This window comes from Streptomyces fradiae (genome assembly GCF_041270065.1).
Classification (GTDB): Bacteria; Actinomycetota; Actinomycetes; order Streptomycetales; family Streptomycetaceae; genus Streptomyces.
Genome location: NZ_CP065958.1, coordinates 1,102,259 through 1,117,408 on the forward strand (window position 1 = coordinate 1,102,259; position 15,150 = coordinate 1,117,408).

The window sequence follows — 15,150 nt, forward strand, 5'->3', positions numbered from 1 at the left end:
GCGCCCTTCGACGCCGGGGCGGCAGGGCCAGGAGCCCTCACTGCGCGATCCGTCGGCGCGGGGAGCGTCGCCGCGCCGGCCACCATCGCGGAGTCCGTCAGCGCGGAACCGCTCGACTCGGCGTCCGCCGACGCCGGGGCGGCCGGGGCAGAGCCCGTCGGCACGGGGTTCGCCGAGGCGAGACCGGTTGAATCGGGGGCCGTGGGCACGGGAACCGTCGACCCGGCGTCCGCCGGCGCCGGGGCGGCCGGGCCGTGGCCCGCTGCGCGGGTCGGCGACTCGCGACCGGTCGGCACGGGGTCCGCCGATGTCCGGCCAGTCCGCGCGGGGGCCGCGGGCTCGGGACGAGGCTCGGGCAGGGGGAGGCGCACTGGCGTCACGGAGACGGGCGGTGGGGTGGTGGCCGGATCGGGCGCGGGGGGCCGGTTGCGGGTCAGCGGGACCGGTCGGACGTGGACCCGGGGCATGGGTGGGGCCGGGGTGCCGACGTCGACGCCCCGGACGCGCGGACCGCTCTCGGTGACGGGATCCGTCACGGCGGCCCACGGCACGTCCCCGGGCAGCGGCTCCGCCGGCGCGGCGGCGCTCGGGCGCGCGACGACCACCCGGGCCACGCGCGGCCCGGGGGCGCGGACGGGCGCCGCCCGGTCCGCGTCGTCCACGGCGGCGGGTCCGGCAGGGGCGGGAACGGCCGGCGCGTCCGGCGCGGCAGGTCCCGCGGGTGCCGGAACCACAGGCGCGGCGGGGCGCGGGGACGGCGGGGCGGCGGCGGTGTTCTCCGGGGCCGGCGGCGTCACGAGGCCTCCGTGCGGTCGGCGGCCATGCCCACGGCGTCGAGGAGGGCGGTGCCGACGATGAGGTCGGCGCCGCCGAACTCGGGGTCGTCGAGCGGGGTGCCGTCGTCGACGGCGAAGAGCAGGCGCTCCTCGCCCTGGCGGTAGGCGGTGCCGACCGGGGGGCTGGCGGCGTGGACGGCGAGCAGCGCCACCAGGTAGGCGAGGTCGGGGTCGCCGCCGCGGCGGGCCTCGGCGAGGAGTCCGGAGAGCCGGCGGGGGGCGTCGTGCTCCAGGTCGAGCAGCTCCATGGCGGCGGCGAGCTGCTCGTCGCTGAAGCGGCTGTCGTCGGGGGTGGCGATGAGGTCCGGCTCGGGCATCTCGGCGCCCAGGTGCTGGCGCTCCACGGGCGGGGTGAGGAGCAGGTCGACCAGGTCGCCGACGCGCACGGCGGCGGGGGTGCGCAGTCCGGTGCCGCGGGCGAAGAAGGCGTCGGTGACCCGGGTGGCCTGCTCGACGGGGAGCGGGAGGACCGGGGCGACCAGCTGCCCGTACAGGTCGAGTCCGGTGTACGCGGTGGGCGCGGCGAAGGCCTGGCGGTCCTGCTCGGCGCGGAACAGCGGGCCGGCCTCCAGGAGGCGGGACTGCAGCTGGGTGTGGCGGCGGATGCAGTCCTTGACGATGTCGACGAGCTCGGCGGCGCGCCGCTTGTGCTCGGCGGTCCTGGCGTCGGTCGCGGCCTCCGCCTCGTCGCGGGCCTTGCGGATGTTGGTGAGGATCGCGTTCTCGTGGCGGTAGCGGTCGGCGACGTGGTCGAGCGCCTCGGCGATCATGTCGGGCACGGTGTTGAGCCAGTCGACCGCGCGGACGTTGCGCCGGGTGGCCTCCAGGGTCTTCCGGAGGGTCTCCGCGTACTGCACGGTGCGGTAGCGGGCCTGCTCGGCGGCGAGCTGCGCGTCGGCGAGGCGGCCCCGGCTGATCAGGACCTCCAGCTTGACCTCGGCGGCGATCTGGGCGCTGGTGACGTCGGTGTCGAGCGCGCCGACCAGGACGTTGACCGCCTCGTCGGTCGTGCGCAGGTACACCCCGCCGCCGTAGCCGGGGACCTCTTCGATGAGCTTGAAGTCGTAGTCGCGACGCGTGTAGACGCCGTCGGCGCCGAACGTGCCGTAGACCGCGCGGAAGCCGCGGTCGACGCTGCCGACGTTGATCAGGTTCTCCAGGACCCAGCGGGCGACGCGCTCGTGCTCGGCGGCGGGGCGCTGGGGGGCCTGGGCGGCGACGCGGGGCAGCAGGCGGGCCACTATCTGCTCGTGGTCGGCGCCGGTGTCGAAGTCCATGTTGAGCGTGACCAGGTCGATCGCGGCGAGGGCGACCTCGGCCATCGCGTAGACCGAGTACTCGCCGGCCAGGTTGGCCTTGCGCGCGTCGAGGTCGTGCAGCGGAGCGGTGCACGCGAGCGCGCGGAGGCGCCGCGCGAGCCCTTCGTCGGCGGCCGGGCCCTGCGCGGGCCGCGGCCCCGCGCTGAGCTGGGGCGGAGCGAGGTCCGTCGAGGCAGGCGAAGTCACGGTGCACAGAGTAGGTCCTCGCACTGACAACGGTCGAAACGGCGCTTATACGACCGGGGGTGTGCGCCCCTCGGCGTGGCGGGCGCCGGGCCGGAACGGGCGCGGGCGATCACCTCTGCGACCCCGGCGCAGTCGCGCGGCAGGCGGGCGCGGGGGCGCCGGTGCGCGACAGGCGGGGTGCGGCCCCGGCGTGGGTCCGGTACCCGGGCGGGGCGCGGCCCCAGCCCAGGTGCGCGGCGGGTGGGTGCGGGCGGTCACCGCCGCGGGCCCGTCGCGGGCGCGGGACGGGCGCCGGTGCGCGACAGGCGGGGTGTGGCCCGGCGCGGTCGCCGGTGCCGCCCCGGCGCCGGCCCGGCCCTGGGTGCGGGCCCCGCCCGGGTACCGGCCGACCCCGCGGACCGGGGCACCTCACCCGTACCGCGTGTGCCGTCGGCCCCACCCACCACAACAACTGTGGCGCCCGTCACGTCTCCGGCGCGTCGACCGCCTTCGCGTACGCCGCCACGATCCGGGTCCGGGAGTCGTCGAGGTAACCGGCGAGGAGTTGTTCGGCGCGGTCGTACCGGCCGCTCTCCAGGGCGTCCAGGATCTCCCGGTTCCGCTGGAGGTAGGGCTCGTGGAGCGCGCGGGCGTCGTCCACGACGTGGAAGGCGAGCCGGAGTTCGGCGAGGACGCCGCGCATCAGATCGTCGGTGCGGGCGCTGCCGGCCAGGGCGACCAGTTCGCGGTGGAAGTGGATGTTGGCGGTGGAGACGCCCTTCCAGTCGCCGTTCCGCGCCGCCTCCTGGCCCTCGGCGACGGCGGCGGCGAGGGCGTCGAGGACGAACAGCGGCTCCTCCAGGCCCGGGCCCAGCCCCAGGCCCAGGCCCCGTACGACAGCGCATTCGACGAGCCTCCGGGTGCGGTACAGGTCGGCCACGTCGTCCACCGTGAGGACCCGGACGAACACCCCCCGGTTGAGCCGGTGGACGAGCAGCCGCTCGTGGGTGAGCAGCCGGAAGGCCTCGCGCAGGGTGTTGCGGGACACCCCGAGGGCGCCGCCGATGCCGTCCTCGGAGAGCCGGGTGCCGGGCGGGAAGAAGCCCTCGGCGATCCGGGTGCGCAGGATGTCGGCGACCCGCTCCGCCGTGCTGGTGCGGCCCAGCAGGGCGCGGTCGTCCGCCAGTTCGCCGATCGGGTCCATCGTGCCTCGTCTCCTCCGCGTCGTACGCCGCCGAGTCAAGCGCAGGAGCTCCCGCTAGACAAGAACGTGCCTCCGCGAGGCTTGTCGGATTGTTGAACGATCCCTACATTGAACGACGAGTTCGGCACGTCTCTCCCGCACCCTCCCCTCCCTCCTGCGAGGTGCAGATGAGCACGACCCAGACCCCACGCCAGACGACGGGCGAACGCCCCGACCACCAGGGCGCGTTCGCCTGGCTGCGCGCGCTCGGCCCGCGCGGCCGGCGCGCCTTCGCCGGTGCTTTCGGCGGCTATGCCCTGGATTCGTACGACTTCTTCACGCTGCCGCTGTCGATGGTGGCCATCGCCGCGTACTTCGGCCTCGACAAGGGCCAGACGGGACTCCTCACCACCGTCACGCTGGTGGTCTCGGCGGTCGGCGGCGCGGTCGCCGGGATCCTCGCCGACCGCGTCGGCCGGGTGCGCGCGCTGCTCGTCACCGTCGTCACGTACGCGCTCTTCACCGTGCTGTGCGGCTTCGCGCCGAACTACGAGACGCTGATGGTCTTCCGGGCGCTGCAGGGCCTCGGCTTCGGCGGCGAGTGGGCGGTCGGCGCGATCCTGGTCGCCGAGTACGCCTCCGCCCGGCACCGGGGCCGTACCCTCGGCGGCGTCCAGAGCGCCTGGGCGGCCGGCTGGGCGCTCGCGGTGATCGTCTACACCCTGGTCTTCCGCTTCGTGGACGCCGACACCGCCTGGCGGGTCATGTTCTGGACCGGCGCGCTGCCGGCGCTGCTCGTGGTCTTCGTCCGGCGCCATGTCGAGGACGCGCCGCAGGCGGCCGCGGTGCGCCGGGCGAGCGCCGACCGGGGCTCGTTCACCGCCGTGCTGCGGGGGCCGCTGCTGCGCACCACGCTCTTCGCGGTGCTGCTGTCCACCGGCGTGCAGGGCGGCTACTACACGCTGGCCACCTGGGTGCCGACCTTCCTCAAGACCGAGCGCGGGCTCACCGTGGTCGGCACCGGCGGCTACCTCGCCTTCCTGATCTCCGGCGCCTTCCTCGGCTATCTGACCGGCGGGCACCTCACCGACGTCCTCGGGCGGAAGAAGAACATCGCGCTCTTCGCCGTGCTCTCCGCGGCCGCCGTCCTCGCCTACACCCATCTGCCGCCCGGCGCGAACGACCTGCTGCTCGTGCTCGGCTTCCCGCTCGGCTTCTGCATGTCGGCGATCTTCAGCGGCTTCGGATCCTTCCTCGCCGAGCTGTACCCGACGGCGGTGCGCGGCACCGGACAGGGCCTCACCTACAACACCGGCCGCGCGGTCGGCGCCCTCTTCCCCACCCTCGTCGGCTTCCTCTCGGAGAGCTGGGGCGTGGGCGGGGCCCTGGTGTTCGGCGCGGTCGGCTACGGCCTGGCGGTGCTCGCGCTGCTCGGCCTGCCCGAGACCCGCGGCCGGGAACTGACCTGAACGTCCCCCACCCCCGCACCCGCATCCGCACAGTGCCCGCACACGGGGCCAAGGAAGGAGAAACTCTGATGACCCGGGTCTCGATCGACCTCAACGCCGATCTCGGCGAGGGCTTCGGCCGCTGGACGCTCACCGACGACGAGCAGCTGCTCTCGGTGGTCACCAGCGCCAATGTGGCCTGCGGCTTCCACGCCGGGGACGCGGCGACCATGCGCCGGGTGTGCGCGCTGGCCGCGGAGCGCGGGGTACGGATCGGGGCCCAGGTCTCCTACCGCGACCTGGCGGGCTTCGGGCGGCGCGCCATGGACGTGCCGGCCGCGGAGCTCGCCGCGGAGGTGGCGTACCAGATCGGCGCCCTGGAGGTGTTCGCCCGCGCGGCCGGCGCCACCGTGGCGTACGTGAAGCCGCACGGCGCGCTCTACAACCGGGTGGTGCGCGACGCGGAGCAGGCGGCGGCGGTCGTCTCCGGGGTGCTGCTCGCCTCCCCCGACCTTCCGGTGCTCGGCCTGCCCGGCTCGCGGCTGCACGAGGCCGCGGCGGCGGCCGGACTGCCGGTGGTCGGCGAGGCGTTCGGCGACCGGGCCTACCGGGCGGACGGCACGCTGCTGCCCCGGGGGCAGGAGGGCGCCGTGCTGCACGACCCAACCGAGGTGGTGGAGCGCTCGGTGTCCATGGCCCGGTTCGGGACGGTCGGCGCGCACTGCGGCAGCCCGGTCGCCGTACGGGCCCGCTCGCTGTGCCTGCACGGCGACACGCCCGGTGCCGTGGAGCTGGCGCACCGGGTGCGGTCGGCCCTGGAGTCCGCCGGGGTCCGGGTGGAGGCCTTCGCATGAGGGCCCGTGAGGTGCTCCGGGTCGGCGAGCGCGGGCTGCTCGTCGAGCTGGTGAGCGGGGAGGCCACCGAGGCCTTCCACGCCGAGCTGCTGCGCCGCCGGGCGGCCGGTCTGCTCGGCGGGGTGCGGGAGATCGTGCCGGCCGCGCGGACCGTGCTCCTGGAGGGGGTCGCCGCGCCGGACCGGCTCGCGGCCGAGCTGCGCTCCTGGGACGTTCCGCCGCTCCACGCGCGCGTGGCGGCGTCCGTGGTGCTTCCGGTGCGCTACGACGGGCCCGACCTGGCCGAGGTCGCCGCCCTGTGGGGAGTGTCGGTGGAGGCGGCCGTACGGATCCATGCCGGAACCGAATTCCGGGTGGCGTTCTGCGGGTTCGCGCCGGGCTTCGGCTATCTGACCGGACTCGGCGAGCGGTACGGGGTGCCGCGCCGGGCTACCCCGCGCACCGCGGTGCCGGCCGGTTCGGTCGCGCTGGCGGGGCCGTACACCGGGGTCTATCCGCGCTCCTCGCCGGGCGGCTGGCAGCTGATCGGGCGGACCGACGCGACGCTGTGGGACACCGCGCGCGAGCCGGCCGCGCTGCTCTCCCCCGGCACCCGGGTCCGGTTCACGGCGGCGGGCCGATGACCGACCGCGCCGTCGCCGTCGTACGGGCCGGGGCGCTGACCACCGTGCAGGACCTCGGCCGCCCCGGCCACGCCCACCTGGGCGTGCCGCGCTCCGGGGCCCTGGACCCCGGTGCCGTACGCCTGGTCAACCGGCTCCTCGGCAACGCCGATTCCGCGGCCGTCCTGGAGACCACGCTCACCGGCTGCGCGGTAAGGCCGCGCCGCGCGGTGACGGTCGTGGTGGGCGGCGCCCCCTGTCCGGTACGGGTGGACGGGCGGCCCGCCGCGTGGGGCACCCCGGTCCGGGTCGGCGCCGGTCAACTCCTCGACGTGGGCGCGGCGGTGCGCGGGGTGCGCTCGTACGTGGGGTTCAGCGGCGGGATCGCGGTCGACCCGGTCCTCGGCAGCCGCTCCACCGACCTCCTCTCGGGCCTCGGCCCGGCGCCGCTGACGGACGGCGCGGTGCTGCCGCTGGGGCCCGCGCCGATTCCTGCGGCGGTACGGGGACGGGTCGACGCCCCGCCGTGGCCGGGGCCGCCCGACGAACTGGTCCTGCGCGTCCGGCTCGGCCCGCGCCACTCCTGGTTCACCGCTGCGGCGCTCCACGCCCTCGCCACGCGCGCGTGGCGGGTGTCCCCGGCGAGCAACCGCATCGGCCTGCGCACCGAGGGCCCCGCCCTGGAGCGCGCCGTCCCGGGCGAACTCCCCAGCGAGGGCATGCCCCTGGGCGCGGTCCAGGTCCCCCCGGACGGCCGCCCGGTCGTCTTCCTCGCCGACCACCCCACCACCGGCGGCTACCCGGTGGTGGCCGTGGTCCACGAACACGACCTGCCGTCGGCGGCCCAGGCGGCACCGGGGACGCCGGTGCGGTTCGTGCCGTACGCGTAGCGGTTGGGCGGCCGGGCGGAGTCTCCTCGGCGGCCGGGGCCGGAGGCCCACGGCCCCGGTGCCGGGCCGCTGCGCGGGGCTGTTCCCCACCCCGCCCCTTCCCGGCTGTGACATATGCGGCTCCGCCGCGTGAGGGGGCTCTGTCCCCGGACCCCCGCGCCTCAAACGCCGGCGGGGCTGAGTTTTCAGCCCCGCCGGCGTTTGAGGACACGGCCGAAGGCCATACGGGGTCCGGGGCGAAGCCCCGGTTTCGGGATGGGGGTACCTCCCGGGCGAAGCCCAGGGGGAGGGTGGGGTGGGGAACAGCCCGCCGCAGGCGTCGCCAAGGCCGCGCGGCAGAGCCCGGCCCGGCCCCCGTCACAGGGGCGGCGGGCCGTAACCCCCGCCTCCGGGGGTGCGGACGACGAGGACGTCGTCGATGCCGACGTCCGTGGTGTCGACGCCGGCCAGGTGGTCGACGGTGCCGGCGGCGCGTTCGATCGTGTTGGTGCCGAGGGCGCCCGGTTCGCCGCCGGCCATGCCGTAAGGGGGGATGCGGCGGTGGCCGGTGAGGAGGGCGATCGTCATGGGTTCGAGGAAGCGGATGCGGCGCTCGACGCCGGCGCCGCCGTGCCAGTGGCCGCGGCCGCCGCTGTCCTCGCGGACCGTGAAGGCGTCGACCCGGACGGGGTGGCGCCACTCCAGGACCTCGGGGTCGGTGAGCCGGGAGTTGGTCATGTGGGTCTGGACGGCGTCGGCGCCGCGGAAGCCGTCCCCGGCGCCGGAGCCGCTGGCGATGGTCTCGTAGTACTGGACGCGGTCGTTGCCGAAGGTGAGGTTGTTCATCGTGCCGGAGCCCTCCGCCTGGACGCCGAGGGCCGCGTAGAGGGCGCCGGTGACTGCCTGGGAGGTCTCGACGTTGCCGGCGACGGTGGCGGCCGGGTAGGCGGGGGCGAGCATGGAGCCGGCCGGGACGCGGACGTCGAGGGGGGCGAGGCAGCCGCTGTTGAGCGGGATGTCGTCGTCGACGAGGGTGCGGAAGACGTAGAGGACGGCGGCCATGACGACCGAGGTGGGGGCGTTGGCGTTGCCGGGCAGCTGGGCGGAGGTGCCGGTGAAGTCGAGGACGGCGGAGCGCTGTTCGCGGTCGACGGTGACGGTCACCCGGATCTCCGCGCCGCCGTCGGTCTCGTAGCGGTACGAGCCGTCCTTCAGGCGCGCGACGATGCGGCGGACGGACTCCTCGGCGTTGGCGCGCACGTGCCGCATGTAGGCGTGGACGACATCGAGGCCGAACTGGTCGACGGTCTTGTGGAGTTCCTCGATGCCCTTCTCGTTGGCGGCGATCTGGGCGCGCAGGTCGGCGAGGTTGGTGTCGGGGTCGCGTGAGGGGTACGGGGCGCCGGTGAGCAGCTCCCGGGTCTCGGCCTCGCGGAACCGGCCGTCGCGGACGAGCAGCCAGTTGTCGAAGAGGACGCCCTCCTCGTGGACGGTGCGGCTGAAGGCGGGCATGGAGCCGGGGGTGATGCCGCCGATCTCGGCGTGGTGGCCGCGGGAGGCGACGAGGAAGCGGAGTTCGGTGCCGTCGGGGTCGAAGACGGGGGTGACGACGGTGACGTCGGGCAGGTGGGTGCCGCCATGGTACGGGTCGTTGACCGCGTACACGTCGCCCGGGCGCAGCCCGCCCGCCGACCCGCTCTCGGCCTCGTCCCCCTCGGCCCCGCCCTCGTTGCGGCGCAACACCTCCTTGATGGACTCGCCCATGGAGCCGAGGTGGACCGGGATGTGGGGCGCGTTGGCGATGAGGTTGCCCTCGGGGTCGAAGAGGGCGCAGGAGAAGTCGAGCCGCTCCTTGATGTTCACGGAGTGCGCGGTGTTCTCCAGGCGCACGCCCATCTGCTCGGCGATGGACATGAAGAGGTTGTTGAACACCTCCAGGAGGACCGGGTCGACGTCGGTGCCGGCGGCGGTGCGGGCGGGGCGCGGGGTGACGCGGCGCAGCAGCAGGTGCCCGGTGTCGGTGGCGGTGGCCTCCCAGCCGGGGTCGACAACGGTGGTGGCGTCGGCCTCGGCGAGGATCGCGGGGCCGGTGACGGCGTCGCCGGGGCGCAGGTCCTCGCGGCGGTGCAACGGGGTGGGGACGGTGCGGCCGCCGCTGTACGTGGTGACGGTGGCGCGCGGCGCGAGGTCGCCGTCGCGGGTTCCCTCGGGCACGGTGACGGGGCCGTGCGGCCCGGCGGCGCCGATCGCCTCCACGGAGACGGCCTCGACGACGACCGGCGCGTCCATGGTGAAGCCGTACCGCGCCTGGTGAACGTCTGTGAACTCGGTTTTCATCGCTTCCGGTGCGGCGAGCGGTACCGGCAGGCTCGCGTCGGTGCCCGCGTAACGCAGCAGCACGCGCGCGTGGGTGGTGATCGCGTCCTCGGGCAGTCCGTCGGCGCGCAGCTCCTGCCGGGTGCGGTCGGCGAGGTCCGCGCACAGCCCGTCGACGCGCTCGGGCGTGCCGGTCGCGTCGAGTTCCGCCTCGACCGACTGCTCCCGCATGGCGGTGGCGTCGGCGAGCCCGATCCCGTACGCGGAGAGGACACCGGCGAGCGGCGGTACGAGCACGGTGTCGACGCCCAGCGCGTCGGCGACCGCGCAGGCGTGCTGCCCGCCGGCGCCGCCGAAGCTGGTGAGGGCGTAGCGGGTGACGTCGTGGCCGCGCTGCACGGAGATCTTCTTGACGGCGTTGGCCATGTTGAGGACGGCGATCTCCAGGAAGCCGGCCGCGACCTCCTCGGGGCCGCGCCCGCCGCCGATCTCCGCGGCGAGGGCGGTGAACCGCTCGCGCACGACGTCGGCGTCGAGCGGCTGGTCGCCGTGCTCACCGAACACGGCGGGGAAGTGGTCGGGCTGGATCCTGCCCAGCATCACGTTGGCGTCGGTGACGGTGAGCGGGCCGCCGCGCCGGTAGCAGGCGGGGCCGGGGACGGCGCCGGCCGAGTCGGGGCCGACGCGGTAGCGCTGCCCGTCGTAGTGGAGGACGGAGCCGCCGCCGGCCGCGACGGTGTGGATGCTGGTCATCGGGGCCCGCATCCGCACCCCGGCGACCTGGGTGCCGAGTTCGCGCTCCAGGGTGCCCGCGTAGTGGGACACGTCGGTGGAGGTGCCGCCCATGTCGAAGCCGATGACCTTCTCGAAGCCCGCCTGCCGGGAGGTGCGGGCCATGCCGACGACCCCGCCGGCCGGTCCTGACAGGACGGCGTCCTTGCCGCGGAAGTGCGCGGCCTCCCGCAGGCCGCCGTTGGACTGCATGAACATCAGCCGGATCCCGGCGAGTTCGCGGGCGACCTCGTCGACGTAGCGGCGCAGGATCGGCGAGAGGTAGGCATCCACGACGGTGGTGTCCCCGCGCGGCACCAGTTTGATCAGCGGGCTGACCTCGTGCGAGCAGCTGACCTGCGGAAACCCGGCGGCCCTGGCGAGCGCCGCGATCCGGGTCTCGTGGCCGGGGTGGCGGTAGCCGTGCATCAGGACCACGGCGGCCGAGCGCAGCCCGTCGCGGTGGGCGTCCGCCAGGGCGGCGGCGACCGCCGTCTCGTCCAGCGGGGTGACGACGCGGCCGTGGGCGTCGACGCGTTCGGGAACCTCGACGACCCGCTCGTACACCGCCTCGGGCAGCACGATGTGCCGGTCGAAGATCCGCGGCCGGTTCTGGTACGCGATGCGCAGCGCGTCCCGGAACCCGGCGGTGATCAGCAGCAGGGTCGGCTCGCCGCGCCGCTCCAGGAGGGCGTTGGTGGCGACGGTGGTGCCCATCTTGACCACCGCGATCCGCTCGGCGGGCACGGGTTCCTCGGGCCCGAGCCCCAGGAGCAGCCGGATGCCGGCGACGGCGGCGTCGTGGCGGCGGCCCGGGTCGTGCGACAGCAGCTTCCGGGTGACGAGCCGCCCGTCGGGCCGCCGGCCCACGATGTCGGTGAAGGTGCCGCCCCGGTCGATCCAGAACTCCCAGCGTCCGGTCATGCCTTCATTGTGGCGGCGGGGGTGGGGTCGGGGCGGGTCTTACGGGCCGGGGCGGGGTGGTGTTCGGGCTCCCCGCCCGAACCCGCTGGGGGGCGCGAGGGGGCGGGGCTTGCCCGGGCCCTGGGCGCTGACCCCTGGCCCGTTGGGGCGGAGGGTGGGCGTCTTCAGCCCGCTGGGGCAGAGGGGTGGGTCTCTCGGGAACGCCGGGGGCCGAGGGGGCGGGGCGTCTCCGGGCCAGCCAGGGCCGATGGGGCGGGGCGGCCGTCAGGCCCGCCAGGGCCAAGGGGATTGGTGCCCCGGCCACCAGGGCCGCCAGGGCCGGGGCGGTCGGGTCTCCCGGAGCCAGGGATGAGGGGTGCGGCCTCGGCAGGCCCGCCGCGGCCGAGGGAAGCATGGCGACATGCCAGGCGCCCAGACCCCAGGCGTTACCGACGAGCTGCGGCTTCGGGGCTCCCCAGGCCCTCCGGGCCCAGGGGAGACGGCGCCCTGGCGTCGTCGCTGGTGCCCCCAGCCGGGCCAACGGTCCGCAGGGCGCGCACCAGGGCGGCCTCGGCGCGGGCGTCGAGGAGGGCGCCGGTGCCGGCCGCGGAGTGCCGCAGCTCGGCGGCGGCGAGCCCGAGGAGCTGCGGCAGCAGGTCTCCACAGCGCCGGACCAGCCACGCGGTGCCGGCGGTGGCCAGCCACAGCACGGCGTCCGTACGGGTCGGCGGCGGCTGTTCCGGCTCGGGCGACGGCGCCGGGCCGAGCGCGAGGCCGCGCTCCGTGAGGAGCCGGTGGAACGCGGCGGCGACCGCCCGGTGCCCGCGCTCCCCCGGATGCAGCCGGTCGGCGCTCCACAGCGCCCGATCTTCGGTCCAGCCGGGGGCGGCCAGGTGCAGGTGGACCGCGCCGTAGCGCCCGGACAGCGCGTGGACGACGGCGTTCACCGCCCGCTGGCGCCGCGCCAGCGGGCGGGCGAGCGGCCCTGGCAGCCCGAGCATCCGCCCCGGATCCGGCAGGCACGCCGTCAGCACCACGGCCCCGGCGGCCGTCAGCTCTCCGCACACTCGGTCGAGGCGCCGTGCCAGCTGCCCGATGTCGAACGTCCGCCGCAGCGTGTCATTGACCCCCACCACCACGGACGCCAGCTGCGGCCGCAGGGCCAGCGCGGCCGGCAACTGCGTCTCGACCACGTCCCGGCTCTGCGCTCCGCTCACGGCGAGATTGGTGAACGCGACGTCCTCGCCACCGGGCCGCAGCCCCTGCGCGAGCAGCGCGGCCCACCCGCGCCAGCCGCCCTCGACCCGGTCACCGACGCCCTCGCTGAGCGAGTCGCCGAGGACGACGAAGCGGGTGCGCGGCGCGGCCGGGAGGCCTCCGGCGCCCGTCGCAGGAGGCGGCGCCGCTGCGGCGGGCGCCACCCGACGCCCTGACAGGCCGGCCACCAGGCCGGGCTCGGCCCAAGCCGCCGAGGCCGACACCACGCCGGGCACCGGCGGGCATTCCGGGCCGTCGGCGTCGGCCGGAACGCGCCTCCGATCAGCCGTCACGTCCGCTACGGCCGCCACCGGCACCGCGGGCCTTCGCGGCCGGCCGACCGAGCCCACTGACACGACAGCGTCCGCCGGACCAGGCAGGGACTCGCCGGCCTCCGCCGGGCGCCCTGTGCCAGGCGCGGACCCCACCGCCAAAGCGGGCGCCACGCCACACGCGGGCCGGCAGTCCAAACCAACCGGGTCCAGGAGCACACCAGCATCCTCCGGACCGGGCACAAGCTCACCGGCCGCAGCCGGGCGGGCCAGGCTCGGCTCGGCCCGAGCCGCCGGAGCAGGCGCAACTCCGGGTACCGGCCGACACGCCGGACCGGGCACAAGCTCGCCGGCCTCCGCCGAGCGGGCCCCGCCGGGCTCGGCCCGAGCCGCCGAGGCAGCGGCCACGCCACACGCGAGCCGGCGACCCAGACCACCCGGGTCCACGAGCACACCTGCCTCCTCCGGACCGGGCACAAGCTCGCCGACCGCCGCCGGGCAGGCAGCGCCGGACTCGCCCCGAGCCGCCGACGCAGCGGCTACGCCGGGCGCCGGGCGGCACGCCGGACCGGGCAGTGGCTCGGCGGCCTCTGCCAAGCGAGCCGTGCCAGGTGCGGTCCCCGCCGCCGAGGCCGGAGCCACGCTGAGTGCCGGCCGGCACTCCAGAACCCACGGGGTTGCGGATCCACTGCCATCAGCCGGTCCGGACAGGTCAGGCGACACCGGCACCGCGGGCATGCGCGGCCGGCCGGCCGGGCACGCGAGTGTGCCGGCGTCCACCTGGCCACGAAGTGGTTCGGCGGCCGCCGCCGAGACAGGCGCCGCGCTACACGCGAGCCGGCGACCCGGTCCCCCCGGGTCCACGAGAACGCCTGCCCCCTCCGGACCGGGCACGAGCTCGCCGGCCGCCGCCGAGGCAGGCGGCGCGTCAGGCACCGGCCGGGCATCGGCGTCCCCCACCGCGCACGGCGCCGCCGTCTCCTCTGCTCCCGCCCTCATCGCGCGCCCTCCCACCCCGCCCGAACCGGTGCGGCGTCGTGGGCCGCCAGGAAGGCCGCCGTCGCGCGGGGCCAGGAGAACAGCTCCGCGCGGGTGCGGGCCGCGGCGCGGCGGGCGGGCTCCGGGTGGGTGAGGAGGGTGCGGATGGCGCGGGCGAAGGAGGAGGGGTCGTCGGGGGCGGCGGCGCCGGCGTCGGCGATGACCTCCGGGAGGGCGGAAGAGGCGCTGCAGACGACGGGGGTGCCGCAGGCGAGGGCTTCGAGGGCGGCGAGGCCGAAGGTCTCGGCCGGGCCGGGGGCCAGGCAGAGGTCGGCGGCGGCCTGGAGGTCGGCAAGGGCGTCACGGTCGGCGACATGGCCGAGGAAGCGCACCGGAAGCCGCAGTTCCGTCACGCGGCGCTCCATCGCGCCCCGCAGCGGCCCGTCGCCCGCCACCACCAGCGCGGCCCGCACCCCTTGGGCACGCAGTTCGGCGAGGGCCTCGACCGCGAGCAGCGGGCGCTTCTCGACCGAGAGGCGCGAGCACATCACGAGGAGGACCCGCTCCCCCGCCGCGTACCGCTCGCGCGTCGCCGTGGTGCGGCGCTCGGGGCGGCAGTGCGCGAGGTCGACGCCGAGCGGGGCGCGGACGACATTGCGTGCTCCGATCCGTACGAACTCCCGTTCCGCCCATTCCGTGGTGCAGACGATCCGCGAATAGGCCCACGCGGTACGGCGGTTGAGCCGGTCCGCGGCCCGCTCCGCGAACGCGCCCGGCGCGCCCCAGGTGCGCAGCACCCCGTCGGCGGTCTCGTGGGAGACCATCACGGACGGCACCCGGGCGCGGCGCGCCCACTCGCCCGTCCAGCGCAGGGTGGTGCGGTCGGAGACCTCCAGGCGGTCGGGGGCGAGCTCTTCCAGGAGACGGCGCAGGCCACGCCGGTCGGTGAGGACGCGGTAGCCGCCGGTGCCGGGGAGTTCGGGTCCCGGCAGGGTGATCACCCGGCCCTGGGCGGTGTCGACGTCGCTCGCGGTCTCGCCGGGGACGACGAGGACGGGGTCGTGGCCGGCGGCGCGGTAGCCGCGGCCGAGCCGGTCGAGGGCGGTGCGCAGGCCGCCGGAGGTGGGCGTGACGAAGTTGGCGAGGCGGACGATCCGCAGACCGCCACCGGAGTCCGCGCCCGCACTCACGCCGGGCATCGCGGTCTCCCGGACATCACCCGGACCACGCGGCACGCCCGCGCTCACGCCGGGCATCGCGGTCTCCCGGGCACCGCCCGGACCACGCGGCCCGTCGGCGTCCCGCCCCGCGCCGAGGCCGGCGCCAACGTTCACTCCCGCACCCGCGGTCCGCGTCCCCCGCCCATCGCCGCCCGCC

At 76.3% G+C, this 15,150-nt stretch carries 9 protein-coding genes; 4 read left to right on the forward strand and 5 right to left on the reverse strand.

The genetic code is table 11. From position 1 onward, the window contains the following. Positions 1-793: 793 nt before the first annotated feature. Both JAO84_RS04895 and JAO84_RS04900 read right to left on the reverse strand, forming a co-directional pair. Positions 794-2,341 carry a hypothetical protein gene (locus JAO84_RS04895; protein WP_370410718.1) on the reverse strand — a complete coding sequence of 516 codons (1,548 nt, stop codon included), beginning with the start codon at positions 2,339-2,341 and terminating at the stop codon, positions 794-796. Positions 2,342-2,804: 463 nt separating this feature from the next. Beyond that, the gene (locus JAO84_RS04900; protein ID WP_370410720.1) at positions 2,805-3,524 is read right to left on the reverse strand and encodes a GntR family transcriptional regulator; all 720 of its coding nucleotides are present in this window, start codon (positions 3,522-3,524) and stop codon (positions 2,805-2,807) included. A 167-nt stretch (positions 3,525-3,691) separates the two neighbouring features. On the opposite strand from JAO84_RS04900, the gene JAO84_RS04905 reads away from it, so the two are divergent. The 4 genes from JAO84_RS04905 to JAO84_RS04920 all read left to right on the forward strand — a co-directional run bounded on the left by JAO84_RS04905 (position 3,692) and on the right by JAO84_RS04920 (position 7,297). Next, positions 3,692-4,972 (forward strand): MFS transporter, encoded by a 1,281-nt coding sequence (locus JAO84_RS04905; RefSeq protein ID WP_370410721.1) that lies wholly within the window; start codon positions 3,692-3,694, stop codon positions 4,970-4,972. 68 nt (positions 4,973-5,040) lie between these two features. After that, complete coding sequence (locus JAO84_RS04910; protein ID WP_370410723.1) at positions 5,041-5,805, forward strand: LamB/YcsF family protein; 765 nt, start codon at positions 5,041-5,043, stop codon at positions 5,803-5,805. Further along, entirely contained in the window at positions 5,802-6,428 is a 627-nt protein-coding gene (locus JAO84_RS04915) for an allophanate hydrolase subunit 1 (RefSeq protein ID WP_370410725.1), read from the forward strand. The genes JAO84_RS04910 and JAO84_RS04915 overlap by 4 nt, the downstream gene beginning before the upstream one ends. Beyond that, a complete protein-coding gene (locus JAO84_RS04920) occupies positions 6,425-7,297 on the forward strand; it encodes a biotin-dependent carboxyltransferase family protein (protein ID WP_370410727.1) in 873 nt (290 codons plus the stop codon). Before JAO84_RS04915 ends, JAO84_RS04920 begins: the two co-directional genes overlap by 4 nt. Positions 7,298-7,654: 357 nt before the next feature. Here the strand turns inward: JAO84_RS04920 and JAO84_RS04925 are convergent, their stop codons facing one another. The 3 genes from JAO84_RS04925 to JAO84_RS04935 all read right to left on the reverse strand — a co-directional run bounded on the left by JAO84_RS04925 (position 7,655) and on the right by JAO84_RS04935 (position 14,972). Continuing rightward, positions 7,655-11,287, reverse strand: coding sequence for a hydantoinase B/oxoprolinase family protein (locus tag JAO84_RS04925; protein ID WP_370410729.1), 3,633 nt, complete (start codon positions 11,285-11,287; stop codon positions 7,655-7,657). A gap of 425 nt (positions 11,288-11,712) precedes the next feature. Next, complete coding sequence (locus JAO84_RS04930; RefSeq protein WP_370410731.1) at positions 11,713-12,687, reverse strand: SGNH/GDSL hydrolase family protein; 975 nt, start codon at positions 12,685-12,687, stop codon at positions 11,713-11,715. Positions 12,688-13,790: 1,103 nt separating this feature from the next. Continuing rightward, complete coding sequence (locus tag JAO84_RS04935) at positions 13,791-14,972, reverse strand: glycosyltransferase (RefSeq protein WP_370410733.1); 1,182 nt, start codon at positions 14,970-14,972, stop codon at positions 13,791-13,793. Positions 14,973-15,150 lie beyond the last annotated feature (178 nt).